This window comes from Elusimicrobiota bacterium (assembly GCA_028718185.1).
Taxonomy (GTDB): Bacteria; Elusimicrobiota; UBA8919; order UBA8919; family UBA8919; genus JAQUMH01.
The window spans coordinates 73,542-96,594 of the sequence record JAQUMH010000001.1 but is presented as its reverse complement, the minus strand read 5'-3'; the positions used below and the strand labels follow the sequence as shown (position 1 = coordinate 96,594).

The 23,053-nt window shown below is 35.9% G+C and carries 23 protein-coding genes; all 23 read left to right on the top strand.

From position 1 onward, the window contains the following. Positions 1-4: 4 nt before the first annotated feature. Positions 5-253 carry a hypothetical protein gene (locus PHE88_00500; protein ID MDD5686299.1) on the top strand — a complete coding sequence of 83 codons (249 nt, stop codon included), beginning with the start codon at positions 5-7 and terminating at the stop codon, positions 251-253. 167 nt (positions 254-420) lie between these two features. Beyond that, complete coding sequence (locus PHE88_00495; protein ID MDD5686298.1) at positions 421-1,629, top strand: LL-diaminopimelate aminotransferase; 1,209 nt, start codon at positions 421-423, stop codon at positions 1,627-1,629. Between the two features lie 56 nt (positions 1,630-1,685). Continuing rightward, positions 1,686-2,984 carry a homoserine dehydrogenase gene (locus tag PHE88_00490; GenBank protein ID MDD5686297.1) on the top strand — a complete coding sequence of 433 codons (1,299 nt, stop codon included), beginning with the start codon at positions 1,686-1,688 and terminating at the stop codon, positions 2,982-2,984. Between the two features lie 283 nt (positions 2,985-3,267). After that, on the top strand, positions 3,268-4,398 hold the full coding sequence (thrC, locus tag PHE88_00485; GenBank protein MDD5686296.1) for a threonine synthase: 1,131 nt from the start codon (positions 3,268-3,270) through the stop codon (positions 4,396-4,398). Continuing rightward, entirely contained in the window at positions 4,395-5,324 is a 930-nt protein-coding gene (gene thrB / locus PHE88_00480) for a homoserine kinase (GenBank protein MDD5686295.1), read from the top strand. Before thrC ends, thrB begins: the two co-directional genes overlap by 4 nt. A 205-nt stretch (positions 5,325-5,529) precedes the next feature. After that, a complete protein-coding gene (locus PHE88_00475) occupies positions 5,530-6,756 on the top strand; it encodes an aspartate kinase (protein ID MDD5686294.1) in 1,227 nt (408 codons plus the stop codon). Between the two features lie 19 nt (positions 6,757-6,775). After that, positions 6,776-8,332 (top strand): citramalate synthase, encoded by a 1,557-nt coding sequence (cimA, locus tag PHE88_00470; protein ID MDD5686293.1) that lies wholly within the window; start codon positions 6,776-6,778, stop codon positions 8,330-8,332. 67 nt (positions 8,333-8,399) lie between these two features. Further along, complete coding sequence (gene ilvD, locus PHE88_00465; GenBank protein ID MDD5686292.1) at positions 8,400-10,052, top strand: dihydroxy-acid dehydratase; 1,653 nt, start codon at positions 8,400-8,402, stop codon at positions 10,050-10,052. Positions 10,053-10,172: 120 nt separating this feature from the next. Next, on the top strand, positions 10,173-11,900 hold the full coding sequence (gene ilvB, locus PHE88_00460; protein ID MDD5686291.1) for a biosynthetic-type acetolactate synthase large subunit: 1,728 nt from the start codon (positions 10,173-10,175) through the stop codon (positions 11,898-11,900). Between the two features lie 133 nt (positions 11,901-12,033). Further along, positions 12,034-12,510, top strand: coding sequence for an acetolactate synthase small subunit (gene ilvN / locus PHE88_00455; protein MDD5686290.1), 477 nt, complete (start codon positions 12,034-12,036; stop codon positions 12,508-12,510). Then, on the top strand, positions 12,511-13,173 hold the full coding sequence (locus PHE88_00450; protein ID MDD5686289.1) for a DUF799 family lipoprotein: 663 nt from the start codon (positions 12,511-12,513) through the stop codon (positions 13,171-13,173). Positions 13,174-13,175: 2 nt separating this feature from the next. Further along, positions 13,176-14,159 (top strand): CsgG/HfaB family protein, encoded by a 984-nt coding sequence (locus PHE88_00445; protein ID MDD5686288.1) that lies wholly within the window; start codon positions 13,176-13,178, stop codon positions 14,157-14,159. 58 nt (positions 14,160-14,217) lie between these two features. Beyond that, a complete protein-coding gene (locus PHE88_00440) occupies positions 14,218-14,424 on the top strand; it encodes an AtpZ/AtpI family protein (protein MDD5686287.1) in 207 nt (68 codons plus the stop codon). Positions 14,425-14,477: 53 nt separating this feature from the next. After that, positions 14,478-14,732 carry a hypothetical protein gene (locus PHE88_00435; GenBank protein MDD5686286.1) on the top strand — a complete coding sequence of 85 codons (255 nt, stop codon included), beginning with the start codon at positions 14,478-14,480 and terminating at the stop codon, positions 14,730-14,732. After that, a complete protein-coding gene (gene atpB / locus PHE88_00430) occupies positions 14,708-15,433 on the top strand; it encodes a F0F1 ATP synthase subunit A (protein ID MDD5686285.1) in 726 nt (241 codons plus the stop codon). Before PHE88_00435 ends, atpB begins: the two co-directional genes overlap by 25 nt. Positions 15,434-15,449: 16 nt before the next feature. Then, entirely contained in the window at positions 15,450-15,815 is a 366-nt protein-coding gene (gene atpE, locus PHE88_00425; GenBank protein ID MDD5686284.1) for an ATP synthase F0 subunit C, read from the top strand. Positions 15,816-15,931: 116 nt separating this feature from the next. After that, complete coding sequence (atpF, locus tag PHE88_00420) at positions 15,932-16,429, top strand: F0F1 ATP synthase subunit B (GenBank protein MDD5686283.1); 498 nt, start codon at positions 15,932-15,934, stop codon at positions 16,427-16,429. A gap of 8 nt (positions 16,430-16,437) precedes the next feature. Next, positions 16,438-16,965, top strand: a complete 528-nt coding sequence (gene atpH / locus PHE88_00415; protein ID MDD5686282.1) for an ATP synthase F1 subunit delta — start codon at positions 16,438-16,440, stop codon at positions 16,963-16,965. A gap of 153 nt (positions 16,966-17,118) precedes the next feature. After that, on the top strand, positions 17,119-18,618 hold the full coding sequence (atpA, locus tag PHE88_00410; protein ID MDD5686281.1) for a F0F1 ATP synthase subunit alpha: 1,500 nt from the start codon (positions 17,119-17,121) through the stop codon (positions 18,616-18,618). Positions 18,619-18,754: 136 nt separating this feature from the next. Continuing rightward, the gene (atpG, locus tag PHE88_00405; protein MDD5686280.1) at positions 18,755-19,597 is read left to right on the top strand and encodes an ATP synthase F1 subunit gamma; all 843 of its coding nucleotides are present in this window, start codon (positions 18,755-18,757) and stop codon (positions 19,595-19,597) included. Between the two features lie 108 nt (positions 19,598-19,705). Further along, on the top strand, positions 19,706-21,070 hold the full coding sequence (gene atpD / locus PHE88_00400) for a F0F1 ATP synthase subunit beta (protein MDD5686279.1): 1,365 nt from the start codon (positions 19,706-19,708) through the stop codon (positions 21,068-21,070). A 171-nt stretch (positions 21,071-21,241) separates the two neighbouring features. Next, complete coding sequence (locus PHE88_00395) at positions 21,242-21,664, top strand: F0F1 ATP synthase subunit epsilon (protein ID MDD5686278.1); 423 nt, start codon at positions 21,242-21,244, stop codon at positions 21,662-21,664. A gap of 17 nt (positions 21,665-21,681) precedes the next feature. After that, positions 21,682-22,749 (top strand): DUF6340 family protein, encoded by a 1,068-nt coding sequence (locus PHE88_00390; GenBank protein ID MDD5686277.1) that lies wholly within the window; start codon positions 21,682-21,684, stop codon positions 22,747-22,749. Positions 22,750-23,053: the final 304 nt, after the last annotated feature.

Genomic DNA, 23,053 nt, shown 5'->3' with positions numbered 1-23,053 from the left:
AATTATGCAAAAGATAATGTATCGTGGTGTTTTCAAAGGCAGTGGTTGGATTTTTGTCGTTTGGGGAGTAATAGTAGCTCTAAAAGGGTTTTATGATGCTTTTTTAGGACTTCCTGAATCCGAGTTTGTTACACTTGCCAAATGGACAAAATATGCAGGATTTGAAATAGTGTATGGTCTTGCTTGTATTGTTGTCGGTTTAGTAGTTTTTGAATTTTCAAAAAGAATCCCTGAGGTAATAGAACGCGAATAAAGGAACACGAATAAAAGCGAACATCACGAACACAGCACGAATAAATGCAAGGATAGGATGCTTCATTTCACTCAGCATGACATCACAAAAGCAGTCATTCTGAACCGAAGATGAAAAATCTCATTCGTGAAAATTCGTGATAATATTCGGGATGTGTTGTTCGTGTAATGAGCGAAGCGAAAATGAAAGCATATTCTAAAAAGTTAGATAAACTTCCACCTTATATTTTTTCAAGAATAAATGTTTTGAAAAAAGAAGCACATTCTAAAAAAATGGATGTTATTGATTTAGCTATGGGTAATCCGGATATTGCTACGCCGGATTATATTGTTAACCGGCTTGTCGACACAGTTAAAAATCATCCCGGTACTCATCGTTATCCTCAAGCAAAGGGGATGCCAAAATTAAGAAAAGCAATTTGTGGTTGGTATAAAAAAAGATTTGATGTAGAGTTAAATCCTGAAAATGAAGCCCTTGTTTTAATTGGCTCTAAAGAAGGGATTGCTCATTTATGCATGGCTTATTTAGAGCCGGGTGATATTGCACTTGTTGCAAATCCTGCTTATCCTGTGCATCTTAACGGTGTAATTTTAGCGGGTGGAATAGTTCATGATATGCCATTGCTTCCTAAGAACAGATGGCTTCCCGATTTAACAAAAATTCCGGAAAAGATTGCAAGAAAAGCAAAACTTATGTTCCTGAGCTATCCTAACAATCCGACAACAGCTGTCGTAGAAGATACTTCGTTCTTTAAAGAAGTGATAAAATTTGCTAAAAAATATAATATAATTGTTTGTCATGATAATGCATATTCCGAGGTTACTTTTGATGGTTATGTTGCCCCTTCATTCTTACAAATGCCCGGTGCAAAAGATGTGGGTGTGGAATTTTATTCTCTTTCAAAAACATATAACATGTGTGGTTGGCGGGTTGGTTTCTGCCTTGGGAATTCCAATGTTATCGCTCCGCTGGAAAAATTTAAATCATACGTTGACTATGGAGTACCGACATTTTTGCAGTTAGCAAGTGTTGCGGCGATAAATTCCAATGAAGATATGATGAAAAAAACGTTGGAAGAATACAGAAAAAGAAGAGATAAATTTTGTGATGGGCTCAATAAACTTGGGTTTGTCGTTGAAAAACCAAAAGCGACAATGTATCTATGGGCAAAGATTCCTGAATCTCAAAAAATGGATTCGTTGAAATTTTCTGAAGAACTAATAAAAAAAACAGGTATTGCTTGCTCTCCGGGAACCGGTTTTGGAAAATATGGGGAAGGTTATTTACGGTTTGCGTTAGTTACTCATTTTAACAGATTTCACGATGCCTTGTTAAGATTGGGAAAGTTTATAAAAAACGCAGATACTGGCAGATAAATGTCACATATGACCGCAGATTATCAGCGGTAATCAGCGTACAGGAAATCAGCGTTATGAGAAAAATTAATATTGGAATTGTTGGATGTGGTACCGTAGGGCTAAATGTTATAAAAATATTATTAAAGCATTCATCTATTGTAAATAGGAAAGTTGGTTGCGAGATAAATATAAAATGGGTTTGCGATAAAGATACTTCGCGGTTTAAACAATCAAATTTACCCAGGGAAACTTTCACTTCAGATGCAAGTAAGATTATTCTTGACCCGTCAGTTGATATTATTGTTGAGTTGATAGGCGGCATGGATGTTTCGAAAAAAATAATTATAGAGGCAATGAATCGTGGGAAACATATTGTTACTGCCAATAAAGCGGTACTTTCGAGTAACTGGGACGAGATATTTTCGCTTGCTCTGAGGAAAAAGGTTCTTGTATATTTCGAAGCAGCTGTAGGTGCAGGGATACCGATAATTCAGTCGTTAAATGAAGGGCTGGCTGCAAATAAAATACAGTCAATAATTGGTATTTTGAATGGTACAACTAATTTTATTCTTTCAAAAATGACAGATGATAATATGAGTTTTGATGAAGCAGTTAAATTAGCGCAAAAATCCGGTTTTGCAGAATCAAATCCTTCTCTTGATATTGACGGTTCTGATGCAGCGCATAAACTTTCAATACTTGCATCAATAGCATATGGAAATCATTTGCCGTTTGAAAAAATTTACAGGGAAGGCATTTCTGATATAAATTCTATAGATATAAAATATGCCAAGGAAGAGTTTAACTATGTTCTAAAGCTTTTAGCAACTGTGAAAAATGAAAATAATGAAATTTCTGCGACTGTTTATCCGACTTTTATTTCTGATGAGCATCCTCTTGCATCAGTGGAAAATGAATATAATGCAATTTATGTCGATGGTGACTTTGTAGGTGATGTGATGTTTTATGGAAAAGGTGCCGGTGGTTCTGCTGCTGCGAGTGCTGTTGTTTCTGATATAATATATCTCGCAAGAAATATTTTTTATGGTATAGCAGGGAAATCACCATATATTTCGTATGATAAAAAAGTAAAACTGAATATAAAGCCGGTTGAAAATATTGAGACTAAATATTATATAAGAGTTATGACAGCAGATAAACCCGGGGCGCTTTCAAAAATTTTCGGAATATTAGGGGATAATAATGTTTCTATTTCTGCTTGTCTTCAGGAAGAGTGTCATAAAAAATACGGTGTTCCTATAGTAATGCTTACACATCAGGCAAAAGAAGGAAATATCAGGAAAGCGATAAAAATAATTAATAATTTATCTTTTGTTAAAACTAAAGCAGTTGTGTTGCGTATCATGGAATAACGCTCGGGAGCAAATTTCTTCGAGACGCTCCCTTGTGGTCGCTCTAACATTTGCTCCTGGAAAAAATAAGTCGCAAATTCAGGCTCTTCAGAAATTTCTTCCTCGCTTCGCGATTAAGCGTGGATAAGGTTTGTTTCTCGCTTCGCGATGAAGAGAAGATAAAATATGTAACTTGTTTTGCGATTAACATTTGAACATATGAACATGTGAACACGTGAACGCATTTATGATTAATATTTGAACACATCAACACGTGAACACATGAACGCTTTAAGGTTTATATATGGTTTATAAAGGTATAATTGAAAGGTATCGAAAATATTTGCCGGTAATGGACAAGATGCCTGTTGTCACTCTTTACGAAGGCAATACGCCGCTTTTGAGAGCAAAAAATTTAGAAAAATATCTTAATATAAACGTTGATATATATCTTAAGTTTGAAGGTACAAATCCAACCGGTTCATTTAAGGACCGTGGAATGACGATGGCTATTTCTAAAGCTGTTGAAGAGGGTAGCAAAGCGGTGATTTGTGCATCAACAGGTAATACTGCTGCATCTGCTGCTGCATATTCGGCAAGAGCAGGATTGAAATGTGTTGTTATAATACCGGACGGTTCTATTGCGCTCGGTAAACTTTCACAATCGATGATGCATGGAGCAAAGGTTATTGCGTTAAAAGGCAATTTTGATGATGCGTTAAAAATAGTTCTCGAAATTACAGAAAAATATCCCATCACGCTTGTAAATTCATTAAATCCTTATCGTATTGAGGGACAAAAGACTGCTGCTTTTGAGATAATTGATTTTTTAGGTAAAGCGCCTAATTACCATTTTATCCCAGTTGGCAATGCAGGAAATATAACAGCATATTGGAAGGGATATAAGGAATACAGTTCAGAGTTCAGGGTTCAGAGTTCAGAGAAAAATCAAAAAACTATGAACAATGAACTATTAACTAATAAACTGCCTCACATGATGGGTTTTCAGGCAGCGGGTGCTGCACCGATTGTTAAAGGAAAACCAATAAAAAATCCTAAAACGATAGCGACTGCAATAAAAATAGGAAATCCTGCTAGTTGGAAGAAAGCAGAAGAAGCGAGGGATGAATCAAAGGGAGTTATTGATATAGTTACAGATACTGAAATTCTAAAAGCATACAAGTTACTTGCATCTCTTGAAGGAGTTTTTGTAGAGCCGGCATCTGCTGCATCGGTAGCCGGGCTTATAAAATATCGTTCACGAGTTCATGCGTTTATGGGTTCACGAACTGCAAACCAAAAACTACAAACTACAATCGTTTGCACTCTTACGGGACATGGACTTAAAGATCCGGATAGAGCGATAAAATCTGCAATAAAGCCTAAAATTATGGAGCCGGATTTGAAAAAAATTGTAAAAACAATAGGTTTATGAACAAAATAAAAATTAAAATTCCGGCTACGACATCAAATTTTGGTGCCGGATATGATGTGCTCGGGGCTGCATTAAAACTTTATAATGAGATAGAAGTAAATATCGTCCAATGTCCGAAGTCCAATGTCCGAGGTCTAAAAATAGATATTGAAGGTGAAGGGGAAGAGAAACTTCCAAGAGATGAAAAAAATATTGTTTGGCAGGCGATGAAAAAGGTTTTCGATATATTACATATTACACATAACACATTACATATACGGTTTATTAATCATATTCCTCTTGCACGGGGATTGGGAAGTTCGGCTGCCGCACGACTTGGCGGATTTATTGCAGCAAATAAAATTTGCGGTAGTAAACTTTCAGATAATGAAATTATACAGATGGTCACGAAACTTGAAGGGCATCCCGATAATGTAGTTCCTTCGCTTTTTGGCGGACTTTGTGTTTGCAATTATAATGGAAAAGATATAAAATGTACAAAGATAAAAATGCCAGGTGATTTAAAGGCAGTTCTTTGTATTCCTGATTTTGAAGTTTCAACAGATAAGGCAAGAAAAATTTTACCAAAAATGATAAGTCGTGAAGATGCAGTTTTTAATTCAAGCAGAGTCGGATTTTTTTTATCGGCAATCATTCAAAAAAAATATAATCTACTAGGGACAGCTATGGAAGACAGACTACATCAGCCGTATAGAAAAAAACTAATTCCGGGAATGGAAGAAGTTTTCAGTTCTGCCAAAAAATCAGGTGCTTACGGTGTTTGTATTTCCGGTAGTGGTTCTACTATATTATCGCTCAGTAGTCAGCGTCTATCAGTTGGCATCGGGAAATCAATGCAAAGAGCGTTTGCAGGACATAGAATTAAGTCAAAATATATCGTTTGTGATTTTGATAATAAAGGTGTGCTCGTAAGTAAATTTCTTTGAGACGCTCCCTTGTGGTCGCTCTAACATTTGCTCCTGGAAAAAATAAGTCGCAAATTCAGGCTCTTCAGAAATTTCTTACTTCGCTTTGATTTGTAAGGATTATATGCTCTTTAAAAGTCTTAATAAAATTTTTAACTTTCTATTAGCAATTTACACGTGAACATATCAACACGTGAACACGTGAACGCCGTTATTAGGTGTATTTATGGATAATCTTATTGTAATGAAATTTGGGGGGTCGTCGGTTTCTAACCCTGAGAAAATAAAAAATGTTGCCGGTCGCGTGGCTGCAAAAGCAAAAAAACACAGGATTGTTGTGGTTGTTTCTGCGCCCGGTGATATGACTGATGATTTAATAGAAAAAGCAAAAAGTATAACAGAGTCACCTGACCCGAGGGAAATGGATATGCTTCTTGCAACCGGTGAAATGCAGTCAATTGCCCTTCTTTCAATGGCTATAAAATCTGACGGGTTAGATGCGATTTCTCTGACCGGTCCACAGGCGGGTATTCATGTTGATAATGTTCATACAAAGGCAAGGATAAAAAGAATCCGGCCAAAGAAAATAATAGAAGAACTTAAAAAAAATAAGATAGTAATAGTAGCCGGTTTCCAGGGATTAAACTCAAATGAAGATATTACTACTCTTGGTCGTGGTGGAAGTGATTTAACAGCTGTTGCATTAGCAGCAGCGCTTAAAGCAAAAGAATGTGAAATTTATACGGATGTAAAAGGGGTTTATACAACGGATCCACGAATTGTTGATGATGCAAGAAAAATTGATAAAATTTCATACGACGAAATGCTGGAATATGCCGGTAGTGGCAGTCAGGTTATGATGGCGCGTTCAATTGAAGTTGCAAAAAAATATAACGTGGATATACATGTTCGTTCCACTTTTTCCAATGAAAAAGGTACTATTATAACAAAGGAGGTTCCTTATATGGAGGATGTTGTTGTATCAGGAGTTGCCTACGATAAAAACGAAGCAAAACTTTCAGTAACGGATGTTCCTGATAAACCCGGAATTGCTGCAAAAATATTCGGGGCGCTTGCAAAAAAAAACATAAATGTTGATATGATAATTCAGTCGGCAGCAAGAGAAAAAACTAATGATATTTCATTTACTGTTTCAAAAAACGAGCTAAAAAATGCTGTCCCATTGTTGAAAAACATATCTAAGAAACTTGGCGGTGGTCCTGTTATTGCCGATGAGAATGTATCTAAAGTATCGATAATCGGGATAGGGATGAGAAGTCATCCCGGTATTGCTGCAAAGATGTTTAAAATATTTTTTGATGAAGGTATAAATATTCAGATGATTTCAACTTCAGAGATTAAGATTTCCTGTATCATATCAAACAGGGATACGGAGAGAGCAGTTAAGTCGTTACATAGAAAATTTAATTTAGCAGATAGTCTGATAAAATAAATTCAAGAGGTGTTAAAATATGGAGATAAAGGTTTTTGATACGACGTTAAGAGATGGAACTCAGGGAGAGGGGATTTCTCTTACTGTTGAGGATAAATTGAAGATTGCAGTAGCACTGGACAATATTGGAATACATTATATCGAAGGTGGTTGGCCGTATTCAAACCCAAAAGATATTGAATTTTTTAAAAAAGTTAAAAAGCTTAAATTAAAAAATGCAAAGATTACTGCTTTTGGTTCTACCAGGCACAAAGATAATAAGCCGGAAAAAGATGAGAATCTTCTGGCAATAGTAAAAATTAAGCCGGATTGTGCCTGTATATTTGGAAAAACATGGGATTTACATGTAAAATATGCTTTAAATACAAGTCTTGAAAAAAATTTGGATATGATTTATTCATCCATAAAATTTTTGAAGTCAAAGGGTCTGGAAGTTATTTATGATGCCGAACATTTTTTTGACGGTTATATTTCAAATAGTGATTATGCATTAAAGACGCTTGAAGCTGCTTCTGATGCAGATAATATTTCTCTTTGTGATACTAACGGGGGAATGCTTCCTAATCAAATTATAGAAATAATCTCAGAAATAAAAAACCATGTTTCTGTTCCATTAGGTATTCATGCGCATAACGATTCCGGATGTGCTGTCGCAAATTCAATAGTTGCTATACAATCGGGCTGCGTTATTGTGCAGGGGACGCTCAATGGATGGGGTGAGAGATGTGGAAATGCAAATCTGTCAGCAGTGATTGCTAATCTCAAACTTAAGGTTGGAATTGACTGTATTTCTGACCAAAAACTCAAATTGCTTACAGAGACATCGCGTTATATATCAGAAGTTGCCAATATCATTCCCAACGACAAGCAGCCGTATACGGGTTACTCGGCTTTTGCACACAAGGGTGGTATTCATGTTTCCGCAATTTCTAAAAAGTCGTCAACATATGAACATATTGATCCGTCTATTGTCGGTAATCAAAGAAGAATTTTAATATCAGAACTTTCCGGTCGCGCCAATATTTTACTTAAGTCCAAAGAGTTAAATATAGATTTTGAAAAAGACAGCGATACGACAAAAAAGATTTTGCAAATTGTAAAAGACCATGAAAAGAAAGGATATCTTTATGAAGGTGCTGAGGGTTCATTTGAGGTTTTAGTAAAGAAAAATATTGGTAAGCATAAAACATTTTTTAGTTTAGGCGGTTTCAGGGTTTCAGTTGAAAAAGATAGAATGGGACATATCAAATCAGAAGCGACAATTAAGGTTTTTGTAAAAGGTGTAGAAGAACTTACTGCTGCGGAAGGCGATGGTCCCGTAAATGCACTTGATAATGCATTAAGAAAGGCATTGGAAAATTTTTATCCGCAACTGAGAAATGTTCGTCTTTCCGATTTCAAGGTGAGGATTATAAATCCGTCCGGCGGAACTGAAGCGAAAGTAAGGGTTTTAATACAATCCACTGACGGTAAAGATGAATGGAATACTGTTGGTGTTTCAGAAAACATAATTGAGGCGTCTTGGCAGGCATTAGTTGATGCAATAGAATATAAGCTTTTAAAGGACCGCGAATAAACGCAAATATAAAGAGCGTGAATACACGCGAATATTTGCGTGTAAGCGAAGTGAATGGAGGAAGGAAATGAGAAGCGATGATGCGAAGAAAGGTGTTGAAAGAGCTCCAAACAGGTGTCTTATTTATGCAACAGGAATTTCTAAAGCGTCGGTACAGAAGCCATTTATCGGAATAGCTTCAAGTTACTCCGATCTGGTTCCGGGTCATTTTGGAATGAGAGATTTAGAAAGATTTATAGAACGGGGAGTAGAATCCGCCGGCGGTACACCTTTTATTTTCGGTGTTCCTGCTATATGCGATGGAATTGCTATGGGACACTCGGGAATGTGTTATTCATTGCCCTCAAGAGAACTTATATCTGATTGTGTTGAATCAGTAGCAAATGCTCATAAGCTTGACGGTTTAATTTTGCTGACTAATTGTGATAAAATCACGCCCGGAATGCTTATGGCAGCGGGACGTTTGAATATTCCTTCAATAGTAGTTACTGCAGGTCCAATGTTGACCGGTTTTTACAATGGCAAGAGGCGTTCACTTGTTAGAGATTCATTTGAAGCGGTCGGACTTTTCCGTGCAAAGAAGATGGATGCAACTGAACTTGAAGAACTCGAAATGGCTGCATGTCCCGGTTCAGGAAGTTGTCAGGGACTTTATACTGCAAATACAATGGCATGTTTAACGGAAACTATGGGAATGTCTCTTCCCGGATGTGCTACCGCTCCTGCTGTATCAAGTAAAAAGAGACGGATTGCATACGAATCAGGTCAGAGGATTGTTGAAATTGTTAATAAGCAAATTTTACCAAAAAGAATAATGACAAGCGAAGCATTTTATAATGCAATAGTTATGGATATGGCATTAGGCGGTTCAACTAATACAGTTTTGCATCTTCCTGCAATAGCAAATGAGTGTAATATAAAACTTCCGCTTTCACTTTTTGATGAAATATCTAAAAAGACGCCAAATATAGTCAAACTTGAACCGGCAGGAGATTATTACATGGAAGACCTTGATAATGCCGGTGGAATTCCGGCAGTTATTTCTGTCTTAAAGGGTAAATTAAAAGATAATCCGACTATATCCGGGAAAAGAATTTCGGAAATTTCCAAAATTGGAAAAGTTGGCGATGACAAAGTTATTAGACCTTTGAACAAACCTTACAGCCAAACCGGAGGTATAGCAATACTTTTTGGTAATATCGCTCCTAATGGTTGTGTTGTAAAACAATCAGCTGTTAGTTCAAAAATGTTAAAATTTTCAGGAAAAGCAAGGGTTTGTGAGTCCGAAGAATCGGCTATGAATTTAATTACGCTTAAAAGAATTAAGAAAGGAGAAGTAATAGTCATCAGGAATGAGGGACCCAAAGGCGGGCCTGGTATGAGAGAAATGCTTTCTCCGACTTCAGCAATTGTCGGCATGGGACTTTCAGAGTCAGTTGCTTTAATTACTGATGGTAGATTTTCTGGCGGGACTCGCGGTCCGTGTATAGGTCATATTGCACCGGAAGCAGTAGATGGCGGTCCTATTGGAATTATAAAAGATGGAGAAGAAATTACAATAGATATACCGAATAGAACGATAAATGTCCGTCTTACTGATGTAGAAGTAAAACTTCGTTTAGCAAGGAGAAAACCTTTTGAATCAAAAGTAAAAACCGGTTGGCTTTCAAGATACGCCAAGCTGGTAACTTCTGCAGATTTGGGTGCAATATTGAAGTAGTTTTAGAGTTTATAGTGTTATAGAGTTTGTAGAGTTGCAATCCTATGACACTAAAACCCTATAACTCTATAACGCTATAACCCAATAACTTTATATTTAATGTTATAGGAGAATTAAATTATGATAAAAACCGGGGCTGAAATATTTATTGAATGTCTTTTAAAAGAAAATGTCAAAGTGTTATTTGGAATTCCGGGTGGACAGGTGCTTCCGATTTTTGATAAAATATTTGACGCAAGGGATAAAATAAAGTTTGTTTTGACACGACATGAACAGGGTGCCGGGCATATGGCTGACGGGTATGCCAGATCTACAGGTGATGTTGGTGTTTGTATTGCAACTAGCGGGCCCGGAGCAGCAAATCTAACTACTGCGCTTGCAACAGCAAACATGGATTCAATTCCGGTTGTTGCATTTACCGGACAGGTAGTAACAACACTTATAGGAAATGATGCTTTTCAAGAAGCTGATACAACAGGTATAACCAGACCTGTTACTAAACATAATTTTCTAGTAAAAGATGTTAAAGATTTAGCAAGAACAATACGTGAAGCGTTTTATATTGCAAAAACCGGCAGACCGGGACCGGTTCTTGTAGATATTCCCGCTGATATTCAAAGAGCAACTACAGAGTTTGTCTGGCCTGAAAAAGTAGATATACGTTCATATAAACCGGTTTATTCGGGTCATATCGGACAAATAAAGAAAGTTGCAGATATGATAAACTCTGCTAAACAGCCATTGTTGTATGTAGGCGGCGGAATAGTTTCATCAGATGCTTCAACCGAACTTTTGAAACTTGCTGAAAAAATACATACGCCGGTTACTACAACTCTAATGGCAATAGGATGTTTTCCTCCGGATCATCCATTGAATCTTTATATGCCGGGCATGCATGGAAATTATGCAGCTAACCACGCATTCCAGAATTGCGATTTAATAATAGCAATCGGTGCAAGATTTGATGACAGGGTAACGGGAAAGCTTTCTGCTTTTGCACCAAAAGCCAAAATAATCCATATTGATATCGACCCAACCTCAATTTCTAAAAATGTTATGGTTGATATACCTATTGTCGGTGATGCAAAAAATGTTATTACTGAACTTTTAAAGTATGTGAATAAGAAAAACAATAAAGATTGGCTTAAAAAAATATCAGAATGGCAAAAAGCAAATCCATTTTCATATAAAAAAGATAATAAACTTCGTCCGCAATATATTATCGATAAAATTTCAGAGATAACGAAAGGCGAAGCGATTGTTGTTACGGAAGTGGGTCAGAACCAGATGTGGTCTGCACAGTTCTATAAACCAAAGTATCCCCGGCATTTTTTGTCAAGCGGCGGGCTTGGGACGATGGGCTATGGTTTTCCTGCGGCTATCGGAGCTAAAATAGCTAATCCTAAAAAAACGGTTATTGATATTGCAGGCGACGGTTCTATACAAATGAATATACAGGAGCTTGCAACCGCAGTCCTGAATAATATAAACGTGAAAATTGTTATTTTAAATAACAATTGTTTGGGAATGGTTCGTCAATGGCAGGAAATGTTTTATAAGAAAAGATATTCTGCTGTATGTTTAGCAAAACCAAACGGGTGTCTTGCTTCAGAACTTTCTTTTAAGAGGTCACCATTGATGATACCTGATTTTGTAAAACTTGCCGAAGCATATGGCGCTGTTGGTATAAGAGTTACAAAAAAGGAAGATGTTGAAAATACTCTTATAAAAGCGTTAAAGATAGAAAAAACGGTAGTTATGGATTTTTTAGTTGAGGAAGAAGAGAATGTTTTTCCGATGGTTCCCGCAGGCGCAGCATTGGATGAAATTATAACGAGTCTAGCATAAAAATCGCTCGGGAGATTGTTTCGCAGAACCGTGTCCAGCCTGTGCTGGCACTCTCACTCGTTCCGCTGAATGTTTTAAGCGGAACTCCGTGAAGTTCTGCTCAACAACTCCCTCGCTATGCGATGGGGGGTTTATGAGGCATACTATTTCTGTTTTAGTAGAAAATAAGTCAGGTGTATTAGCGCGGATTGCTACACTTTTTGCTGCGCGGGGATACAATATTGATTCGCTTTCTGTCGGTGAAACTGACGATCCGAGTATTTCCAGGATGACCATTGTTGTTCGCGGTGACGAGAAAATTCTTGAACAGGTCGAAAAACAGTTAAATAAACTAATTGACATTATAAAACTTAACGATTTTCTCAACGTGGAACACGTTGAAAGGGATTTAGTGCTACTTAAAGTAAAAGCTGATAAAAGCACCAGGAACGAAATATTACAAATTGTTGATATTTTTAGAGCAAAAATAGTTGATGTTTCGACAAATGTACTGATTATAGAAATGACAGGAGACGAAGAAAAGATACAGGCTCTATTAAATATGCTTAAACCATTTGGTATAAAAGAAATGGCAAGAACAGGAATAATAGCGATGGCAAGGGGAGGATAGGTGGAAGTCAGAATTGATGATTCAGTACTCAGAATTCAGCACTCAGAATTCAGGATTCAGAAGTGGGTTTTACTACTGTTTGCTGTATTTTGTGTGCTGTCTGCTGGTTTTTGGGGTTGTGCGCCTAAGGCTAAATATTTAATTGAAAATTATGTGCCTCCTGCAAAAGTTGCAGTATTGCCGTTTTCTAACCAATCAATAGATTTAGATGCACCGGTTTTATTAAGATACCTTTTTAATAAGAGATTAATAAATCGTGGTTATGACACTATATCGTTTGAAATAATAGATTCAGAACTTAGGGAATTAGGGATTACCGACGCAGGACAGTTGCCTACAGCGACAATAAAAGAGCTTGGCGAAAAACTAAATGTTGACGGGCTTGTTTATGGCGATGTTATTGAATTTAAGTATACAACGCTTGGTTTTTATTATGCAAGAACTGTTCAAGCCAATTTCAAGTTGTTTGATGTAAAGAAAGAACAGTTATTATGGGAAGATGAAAGAAAGATATCGAATAAAAAATTTGAATTTAAAGATATAGGGAAAGCATTCGCTTCACAGCTTATTGAGAAAACAGTTGATAAGGCGTTGCGTTCTCCTTTAAAAGAAGAAGCGAATGGAGTAGTAAACATTTCTATTCAGACGCTTCCAGGGAGGTAGGTATGAAAGTCAGCATTCAGTATTCAGCACACAGTAGTCAGCGGGCAAAGTCTTCTTGCATCTTGCATCTTGCATCTTGTCTCTTGCCTCTAGTCTCTTGTCTCTTGTTTCTAACATCTTGTGCACCGTCAACATCGGTGAGGAAAAAAGAGGCGATAACTATTGAGAAACCAAAAGATGAATTTATTCCACCTAAGAAGAAGATATCAGTTGTTGAGTTTGAAAACAAAACCGCATATGGTCAAAGGCGACTTGGAACTGCAGCTTCTGATGTTCTTCTGACTGAACTTGGCAAGTCAAAAAAGTTTATTCTAATTGAAAGGTCAAAATTAGATAAGGTTATGGAAGAACAAAAACTTCAGACAACAGGTATGACTGATGCAAACACCGCTGTCCAGATGGGAAAAATTTTAGGACTTGATGCTATTGTTGTTGGTTCTATTTCACAATTCGGGGTTAAAACCGGAGGTTCGGATTATCTTATTACCCAATCAAAGCAACAGGTTGCAGAATGTACTGTTGATATAAGAGTAATTGAAGTAGAAACCGGAAGAATAATTTATATTGATTCGGGTAAGGGTGTAGCAAAATCTTCCAAAGGCTCGTTTTTAGGAATGGGGACAAAAGGTGGTTATGATGAAACGCTTGAAGGTGAGGCGTTGAGAGCAGCTATTGCAAAATTTGTTGACAACATAGTTTTTCAGGTTAATGCTCGCCCCTGGTCATGCAGAGTTGCCGAAGTTGATGAAAATAATATCTATCTTGATGCAGGACAAGAATCTAATCTGAAAATAGGAACAAAATTAGTAGTCTATCACCAGGGAAAAGAGATTAGAAGTCCTGATACCGGGATGGTAATCGGTAAAACAGAAGAAAAAGTCGGTGAAGTAGCGGTTGCTGATTATTTTGGCGACAATGGTTCTACTGCAAAGGTTTTAAGCGGTTCAAAACCGTCTCGTGGAGACCTCTGTCGTCTCATAAGGTAAACATTAAACTTTTCGTGTCAGTTCTGTGTTTTGTTCCGTGTCGGTTTCGTGGTTTTTAATGAAGAATATTTATAATTTTATATCTGCGGCGTCTTTTGGATTTATATTTGTTTTATCTATTGTTGTCGGGTTGGGTATCGGAATATTTCTTGACAAAATTTTTAAGACGCATCCGGTTTTTACTGTGATTTTTACAGCAATCGGAATGGTGAGTGGCATATATTCTGTATTTAAGGAGATTAGAATATTTCAAAAAAAACAATAATTATTGAAACGCTAATTGTTGTAATTGTGTCTTTGTTTATTTTTAGAGATAAAATGGTAATATTTGGTATTTTGGGTGGTGTATCTTTGGGTCTTATTAACATTTTATTTACGTTTTTTACAACAAAGAATCTGGATTTAAAAAGATACTTCATCAGGACAATAATAAAATTTATCACTATTCTGCTTTTGTTTTATATTTTATTGAAGTTGAAAGTAAATGTTATTGCTGTGCTTGGCGGTTTTGGGATACCCTTGTTTATTATGTGTTTTGAGGTAATTAGATGCAGATTGTTAAAGAAGCAATAGAATTTAATATACCGCATTTACCGACAATAGTTTTAATGTCATTAATAGTATGGTTTGTGGTTTTTATTTTGTCAATATTGGGTACAATAAAAGTTTCGGTTGTTCCCAATCGGATGCAGAATTTTCTTGAAATGGTTTTTGAGCAGATCTTTAATTTAGCAGACACTATAATCGGTGATGAAGCGAAAAGATATTACCCTCTTTTCTTAGGAATATTTTTTTTCATTTTTATTTCTAATATTTTAGGAATTGTTCCGGGAATGATATCGCCGACATCAAATATAAATATACCGATTTCACTCGCAATCATTGTTTTTGTTTATTATAATATACAAGGTTTCATTAAACATAAAATATCATACTTGAAACATTTTATTGTGCCTGGTCTTCCAAAGTGGATGTTTCCTATAAATATATTAATTTTTTCTATTGAAGTGATAAGCCAGTTTGTCAGGCCTTTTTCTTTATCACTTCGTTTGTTTTGCAATGTATTCGCTAAAGAGACGCTTTTAGGTGTATTAGGATTTCTTATTATTACCTTTTATTCATTACCAGGGATGCTTAAAGCGATATTAGTAATGCCTTTGTTTTTAAGACCAATTATAATTTTATTAGCTTTAGTAGTTGGTCTAGTTCAAGCACTGATTTTTTTGATTTTGAGTATAATATATGTTGGTGGTGCAGTAAAGTCGGAACATTAAAAAGGAGGAAAGGGTTATGAAAAGGCGTTCTTGTGTTATTATGTTCTTGTGTTCTTGTGTTCTTATGTTATTGAGTAGCGTTGTTTTTGCTGAAGATAAGGTAGCGGTTGTATTAAATCAGGGGGCGGCTGATTTTTTTAAGACATCAGTTGTTGTAGCGGCAATGGGTCTTGTAGTTGTTGCTGCTGTCGGCGCAAGTATGCAGTCGGTTGCAATCAAAAAAGCATTGGAAGGAATAGCGAGGCAACCTGAAGCAGGCGGGCAATTGCAATTAGTAATGATTATAGGTCTTGCATTTATTGAATCGTTGGTTTTATACGTGCTTTTTATAAGTATAATACTTTTATTTGCGAATCCGTTTACTAAGTACTTCGTACAGTAGTCACGAATAGAAGCACACGAATAAAGGCACACATCACGAACAATACACGAATAACGACGTTGGTTTATTCGTGAACATTTGTGATAATATTCGTGATGTTTTATTCGCGAATTTTTATGTTAGATATTGATTTTAAAATTATTCTGGTGCAGGTTATAACGTTTTTGATTGCTGTTTTTGTTTTATGGAAAATAGCATGGAAATCACTTGTTGATGTTTTATCAAAGAGAAAAAGTGATATTGCCAAAAGCATTTCAGATGCTGAAAGTTTGAAATTGCAAACAGATAAATTAAAAGTTGAGTATGAACAGATGGTAGCAGATATTGATAAAAAGGCACAGGAATTTCTTCAAAAAGCAACTCTTTCCGGTGAGGAAAATAAGCAAAAGATAATAACTGAAGCTAGAGAGGAAGCAAAGAAAATTCTTGAGATAGCAAAAAAACAAATTGAACAGGAAAGAGATTTGGTTAAAGATGACTTAAGGCGGGAGATAGTTCCAATTGCTATTTCTATTGCTGAAAAAATTATGGAGAAGACTATTGATAAAGGTACTCAAAAGCAGCTTATTGATAAGTTTTTAAATGATATATCCGCCTATTCTGAGCAGCGGTGAGGATGTTAATGAAGAAAGACAATTCAAAAAAGTATGCAAAGGCGTTGTTTCAATTAGCAGATGAAACAAAGCAAATAGAAATAATCAAAGATTCATTCAGGGAAATTAAGTTTCTTTATAGTGAAGATGTTGTAAGGTTTTTAGTGAATCCTTTTGTGGATAAAGAAGAGAAAATAAATTTAGTAAAAGATAATTTTCCTGATTTGCCTGAAATTATTTTAAATCTTATGTATATGCTTATTGATAGGAATAAGATGTATCTTTTATCGGAAATAGAAGAAAAATATAATGATGCATTTTTACTTTCAAGAAATATTATAAAGGCAAAAATAATTTCTACCGATAAGCTTGAAAAAACATCTATTGAAAAAATAAAAAAAGCGATAAACAGGATTACTAATAAGGATATTTTAGTTGACGAAGAAATCGATAAATCGCTTATCGGTGGTTTGTTGATAAAAGTAGGGGATTTTGTAATTGATGGAAGTATAAGAGGAAGGGTTGGTATTTTGAGTCGGGAAATCGCTCGTAAGTAATATGCGTTCGGAAGCTTGTTTCGCAGAACCGTTGTCCCCGACGTTACGTCGGGGCACTCTCACTCGTCCCGCTGAATGTTTTAAGCGGGACTCCGTGAAGTTCTGCTCAACAACTCCTTCGCTCCGCGATGAATAGAAGGAGAAAGTTAGAAAATGAAAACTGGGGAAATTACTGAGATAATAAAGTCAAAAATTGCTTCTTTTAATAAAGATATTTCTATAAATGAAGTTGGTAGTATTGTAACTGTCGGCGACGGTATTGCCAGGGTGCAGGGATTAGAAAATGCTTTTGTCAATGAATTAATAGAATTTCCAAATGATATTATGGGTATAGCCCTTAATCTTGAAGAAGAGGAAGTAGGCTGTATCTTATTTGGTGATGAAAAATTTCTCAAACAAGGGGATATTGTAAAAAGAACTAGCCGTATAATGGAAGTACCTGTCGGTGATTCGCTCATAGGAAGGATTATAGATCCTTTAGGTAGAGCGTTAGATGGCAGAGAAAATCCAAAATCTAACAAGAAAAGACCGATAGAAGTTGTTGCACCGAATATGGCTGAAAGACAACCGGTCAAGGTTCCGCTTCAAACAGGTATAAAAGCAATTGACTCAATGATTCCAATTGGAAGAGGGCAGCGCGAGTTGATTATAGGAGATAGGCAGATTGGTAAAACAGCAATAGCGATAGATGCAATAATAAATCAAAAGAACGTTAAAAATAGACCTATTTGTATATATGTTGCCATAGGACAGAAGCAATCAACTATAGCAGGTATTTTTGAAACATTAAAGAAAAATAAAGCAGATGAATATACTATTGTGGTATCAGCTTCTGCTTCTGACCCTGCTCCGCTTCTTTATATTGCACCATATAGCGGTTGTGCGATTGCGGAAGAATTTTTGTGGCAAGGTAAAGATGTTTTTATTGTATATGACGACCTTTCAAAACATGCGCAGGCATACAGGCAGATATCGCTTCTTTTAAGGAGGCCTCCTGGCAGAGAAGCATATCCCGGAGATGTGTTTTATTTACATTCCCGGCTTCTTGAGCGGGCATGTAAACTTTCCGACGAAAATGGCGGTGGTTCTATAACTGCACTTCCTATAATAGAAACCCAGGCAGGTGATATTTCAGCTTATATTCCTACAAATGTCATTTCAATAACTGACGGTCAGATTTTTTTAGAAGGTAACCTTTTTTATTCAGGTATCCGTCCTGCCGTAAATGTCGGGTTATCGGTTTCCCGTGTAGGAGGGCATGCACAAACTAAGGCAATAAAACAGGTTGCCGGTCGTCTTAGACTTGAAATTGCTCAGTATAACGATTTATCGTCATTTGCCCAGTTTTCATCTGAGTTAGACGCCTCAACAAAAGCGCAAATAACCAGGGGCGAACGACTTGTTGAAATATTGAAACAGGACCAATATAATCCGCTTCCAATTGAAAAACAGGTAATTATTATTTTTGCAGGTATTGGCGGGTATCTTGATGACATAGAAATATCAAAAGTGAAAAAAACAGAAAATGAATTATATGAGTATTTTGAAAATAAATATCCTGGAATATTGGATGAATTAAGACAGAAAAATGAAATTTCGAAAGAACTTAATGAGAAAATAGATAGTGCAATAAAAGAGTATAAATCTAAATAGTGTATATTGAAAAATCTCGTAATTTGTCATTGCGAGCGTTAGCGAAGCAATCTCGTAAAATGTAGTCCGTCTAAGACAGGATTGCCACGAGCCAATAAATTGGCTCTCGCAATGACAGCAGAAGTAATTTTTTATTATGGCGACTTTAAGGGAAATAAGAAAAAAGATAAAATCAACTAAATCAATACAGAAAACAACCAGGGCGATGCAGATGATTTCTGCCGCAAGGTTTCAGAAATTACAACAACAAATAAATTCAACAAAATCTTACTCACAAAAAATCCAACAGTTGCTATTTGATTTGCTTAAGAAAACAGGGAAGTCACATCCGTTTTTAGAAGCCGGCATAACAAATAACGAAGGGCTTCTTGTAATAACATCAGAAAAAGGACTTTGTGGTTCGTATAATACCAATATAATAAAAAAAACTTTTGAATTTATAAAATCAAAACCACAAACTGAATTGGATATTTCCGTTATAGGAAAAAAAGGCAGGGAATTCTTCAGGAGGAACGGGCTAAAAATAAATCATGATTATTTTGATGTATTTAAAAATTTTTCTTCCAATCAAGCGGAAATCATTTCAGATGAAATTACAAAGTTATTTTTTTTTAATAAACTTTTAAGGTTTAATGTAATATATGCGGAATATAAATCGCTGTTTTCTCAACAGATTGTTATAAAACAGATACTTCCTATAGAAAAAGTACCTGTAGATGAACTAAAATATGATTATATATATGAACCGTCAAAAGAGATTATTTTAGATAAACTTTTCAGTAGATATGTAAAATCAGAGTTTTTTAGGATTCTCATTAATGCGTATACTTCGGAAATAGCAGCAAGAAGAAATTCTATGGAAAATGCAACCAAAAATGCATCAGAACTTATAGATGGTCTATCACTTTATTTAAATAAACTTCGCCAGCAACAGATAACCAAAGAATTGACGGAAATAGTAAATGCGAGTGAAGCGTAAGAGTGTCTGATTACGCAGATTAAAAAATAGATTACACAGATTTTAGTTAATAGGGATATGTTTTAATCAATGTAATAGGTGTTAAAAAATCATCATAAGGTATAAATTATGGATAAAGGTAAGGTTGTTCAGGTAATTGGTCCGGTTATAGATTGCGAATTTCCAAAAGGTAGGCTTCCTAAAATTTACAGCGAAATTAAAATTAAAGATGCTGTTTTGGAAGTTGCTGCCCACATAGGTGACGACACAGTAAGATGTATCTCGCTTTCACCTACGGATGGTCTTGCAAGAGGAATGGAGGCAATTAGTACAGGTGAACATATAAAAGTACCGGTAGGACAAGCTTGTCTTGGACGGGTTATGGATTTATTCGGGAAACCGATTGACCATAAAGGCGAGATTAAATCGGAAATTTACAAAGAAATACACGCTCCTGCACCTTTACTTACTCAACAAAAAACTACACCTGAAATATTTGAAACCGGAATAAAAGTAATCGACCTTTTATGTCCATATCAGAAAGGCGGTAAAATCGGACTTTTCGGCGGGGCGGGTGTAGGTAAAACGGTAGTTATCATGGAACTTATACATAATGTCGCAATTCACCATAATGGTGTATCCGTATTTGGCGGTGTCGGTGAAAGAAGCCGCGAGGGTAATGACCTTTGGATTGAAATGAAACGTTCTAAAGTTATTGATAAAGCTGTTTTGGTTTTTGGTCAAATGAACGAACCGCCCGGTGCAAGATTTCGTGTAGCACTATCCGCATTGACACAAGCCGAATATTTTAGGGATGTCGAAGGACAGGATGTTCTTTTGTTTATAGATAATATATTCAGGTATGTTTTAGCGGGCAGTGAAGTTTCAGCGCTTTTAGGCAGAATGCCTTCTGCTGTCGGGTATCAGCCCACATTGCAGACTGAGATGGCTGCGCTTCAGGAAAGAATAACATCAACTAAAAACGGTTCTATTACATCTGTGCAGGCAGTGTATGTGCCTGCAGATGATTTAACGGACCCCGGTGTTGCTGCTACATTCTCACATCTTGATGCTACGACAGTTCTATCTCGACAAATAGTTGAGTTGGGTATTTATCCTGCAGTCGACCCGTTAGATTCTTCTTCAAAAATACTTGACCCAAAGATTTTAGGAGAAGAGCATTACTCGGTTGCCAGAGGTGTTCAAAAGGTTTTACAGAGATATAAGGATTTACAGGATATAATAGCAATTTTGGGTGTGGACGAGCTTTCTGATGATGATAAGATTGTTGTATCCCGTGCCAGAAAAATCCAGAAATTTTTATCCCAGCCGTTTTTTGTTGCAGAAGAATTTACAGGTAGAGAGGGGAAATATGTTTCGCTGAAGGAAACAATAAGAGGATTTAAAGAAATTATAGAAGGAAAACACGACGCAATTTCCGAACAAGCTTTTTATATGGTTGGGACAATAGACGAAGTAAACGCTCAGAAGTAAATTTTCTTGAGTCGCTCGGCACCAACTCGCTCTGAGATTTGCTCTTGAGAGCGTAGTCGCAAATCTATGCTCTGCGAAAATTTCTTCCTCGCTTCGCGATTAACAGTAGGATGCGGAAAAGAACGCTAAAAGTTCCGTGTATTAGTTCCGTGTCGGTTCCGTGGTATTTATATGAAGACATTTTTACTTGAAATAATAACACCCGATAAAGTAGCTTATAGCAACAACGTGGAAAGCGTTGTTGTACCGGCATATAACGGTGAATTAGGGGTTTTGCCGGGACATATAGATTATTTATCATTACTTACACCCGGTGAGATAAGAATAAAAAATGGTGATGATTTAGAGTTGCTTGCTATTTCCGGCGGGTTTGTTGAAATTCACCCGAAGAATGTTGTTGTTTTATGTGAAACAGCAGAATCAGCAGAAGAGATAGATATAGAAAGAGCGAACCTCTCAAAGATGAGAGCAAAAGAGAAATTAAAAGAACCTAATATTGATTCAATTCAAATCCAGGCGGCAATTCAACGCGCTACTGCCCGTATTAAAGTAATTGGTGATATTAAAAAAAGAAAAAAATCCGGTAGCAAATAAATAATTCTTGCCATCATATGAGAAAAAAGATAATTAGTTATTTTTTATTTTTCACACTTCCAATTTTAATTGTTGGTTGTGGAACGGGAAAAATTAATATAAAATATTTAAAGCCGGCTGAGACGAACTATCTTGCCGGAATAAAAAGAATATCCGTTCTTGATTTTGAAGGTAAAAAAAGCGAAGTGGTTACTGGTTTATTTGTCAAAAAACTTTTAGATAATAAATCTTATGAAATTATTGAAAAGGAACAACCTTCTAAAACAACAAAAGAGCAAAAGATAGACTTATCTGATTCAGAAGAAATAATAAAACTTGGTAAACAATTAAAGGTTGATATGTTCATATCAGGTAATGTTATTGATTATTCTTTTAATGATGTTGGGGGAGCAAAAGAAGAAGAATACGAAGATAAAAAAACTAAAACAAAGGTAAAGAAAAATTATTATGTTGTTCAACGGGAAGCTAAGGTTGATATTATTTTAAAAATAGTCAGTGCTGAAACAGGTAAGGTTTTACATACAATATCCAAATCTGAGAAGATTGTATCAGAGCCGGAAAGGGTGGAATACAAGCCTGAAAAGTTGAAGGAATATTTCAGTCTCGAATCAATTGCCGAAAAGGCTATTAATAAGGATTTTAGAAGTTCTGAAGAGAAAGCAAAAGATGAAGCTACTTCAAATCTTCCTGATTCTGAGAAGATGTTATTACTTGCTGCAAATAAGGTTTTAGATTACCTTATTCAACAGATTGCGCCTTATTATGTATCTGAATTGAGATATGTTGAGAATAGCGGACATAAGAAGATGAAGCAGTCATATGATCTGGTTAAAAGAGGTATGTGGGAGGACGCAAAAAATATTTGGATGGAAATATTAAATGACCCATCGCTTAAAAAAATATATCCCAAAGTATATAATAATTTGGGAGTATATTATGAAGTTACGGGGGAACTTGATAATGCTGAAAATGAATTTATGATAGCATATAAATTATCAGGTAAAGATGTTTACCTTGACGCAAAAGCAACAGTACAGCAAATGAAGAAAGATCAGGAGAAATTAAAAAGTCAAAAAACAAAATAATAAGAGCCCTCAGTCTTATATTTAATTCCTCCCCAATTTTTTAACCAAATAATTAATCAATTTATATTACATTTTTGATTAAGTCTAAGTTTTTAAGTGAACCTCAATTTGTGAAGACTGCTTTTCAACCTACAAAATCTTGATAACCCTGTTATAGCTTCTTTCCATCAGTATTTCTAAAAAAACTTTGCTTTTTTTCGGTGAACCTCAAATTGTGACTTTTTACACATTGCCCTTTTTCGCTTTACAAGTTTTATGTTTTTAGTAAAATAAAATTAAACATACAAAGGTCACTAAAAAAGTG

Coding starts and splice junctions, on each gene's coding strand:
- PHE88_00495 (MDD5686298.1), top strand. CDS start 421: ATGAGCGAAGCGAAAATGAAAGCATATTCTAAAAAGTTAGATAAACTT.
- PHE88_00500 (MDD5686299.1), top strand. CDS start 5: ATGCAAAAGATAATGTATCGTGGTGTTTTCAAAGGCAGTGGTTGGATT.
- PHE88_00435 (MDD5686286.1), top strand. CDS start 14,478: ATGGTAATATTTGGTATTTTGGGTGGTGTATCTTTGGGTCTTATTAAC.
- ilvD (MDD5686292.1), top strand. CDS start 8,400: ATGAGAAGCGATGATGCGAAGAAAGGTGTTGAAAGAGCTCCAAACAGG.
- PHE88_00475 (MDD5686294.1), top strand. CDS start 5,530: ATGGATAATCTTATTGTAATGAAATTTGGGGGGTCGTCGGTTTCTAAC.
- atpA (MDD5686281.1), top strand. CDS start 17,119: ATGAAAACTGGGGAAATTACTGAGATAATAAAGTCAAAAATTGCTTCT.
- cimA (MDD5686293.1), top strand. CDS start 6,776: ATGGAGATAAAGGTTTTTGATACGACGTTAAGAGATGGAACTCAGGGA.
- thrC (MDD5686296.1), top strand. CDS start 3,268: ATGGTTTATAAAGGTATAATTGAAAGGTATCGAAAATATTTGCCGGTA.
- atpG (MDD5686280.1), top strand. CDS start 18,755: ATGGCGACTTTAAGGGAAATAAGAAAAAAGATAAAATCAACTAAATCA.
- atpH (MDD5686282.1), top strand. CDS start 16,438: ATGAAGAAAGACAATTCAAAAAAGTATGCAAAGGCGTTGTTTCAATTA.
- atpE (MDD5686284.1), top strand. CDS start 15,450: ATGAAAAGGCGTTCTTGTGTTATTATGTTCTTGTGTTCTTGTGTTCTT.
- ilvB (MDD5686291.1), top strand. CDS start 10,173: ATGATAAAAACCGGGGCTGAAATATTTATTGAATGTCTTTTAAAAGAA.
- atpB (MDD5686285.1), top strand. CDS start 14,708: ATGCAGATTGTTAAAGAAGCAATAGAATTTAATATACCGCATTTACCG.
- atpD (MDD5686279.1), top strand. CDS start 19,706: ATGGATAAAGGTAAGGTTGTTCAGGTAATTGGTCCGGTTATAGATTGC.
- thrB (MDD5686295.1), top strand. CDS start 4,395: ATGAACAAAATAAAAATTAAAATTCCGGCTACGACATCAAATTTTGGT.
- PHE88_00390 (MDD5686277.1), top strand. CDS start 21,682: ATGAGAAAAAAGATAATTAGTTATTTTTTATTTTTCACACTTCCAATT.
- PHE88_00395 (MDD5686278.1), top strand. CDS start 21,242: ATGAAGACATTTTTACTTGAAATAATAACACCCGATAAAGTAGCTTAT.
- atpF (MDD5686283.1), top strand. CDS start 15,932: ATGTTAGATATTGATTTTAAAATTATTCTGGTGCAGGTTATAACGTTT.
- PHE88_00440 (MDD5686287.1), top strand. CDS start 14,218: ATGAAGAATATTTATAATTTTATATCTGCGGCGTCTTTTGGATTTATA.
- PHE88_00490 (MDD5686297.1), top strand. CDS start 1,686: ATGAGAAAAATTAATATTGGAATTGTTGGATGTGGTACCGTAGGGCTA.
- ilvN (MDD5686290.1), top strand. CDS start 12,034: ATGAGGCATACTATTTCTGTTTTAGTAGAAAATAAGTCAGGTGTATTA.
- PHE88_00445 (MDD5686288.1), top strand. CDS start 13,176: ATGAAAGTCAGCATTCAGTATTCAGCACACAGTAGTCAGCGGGCAAAG.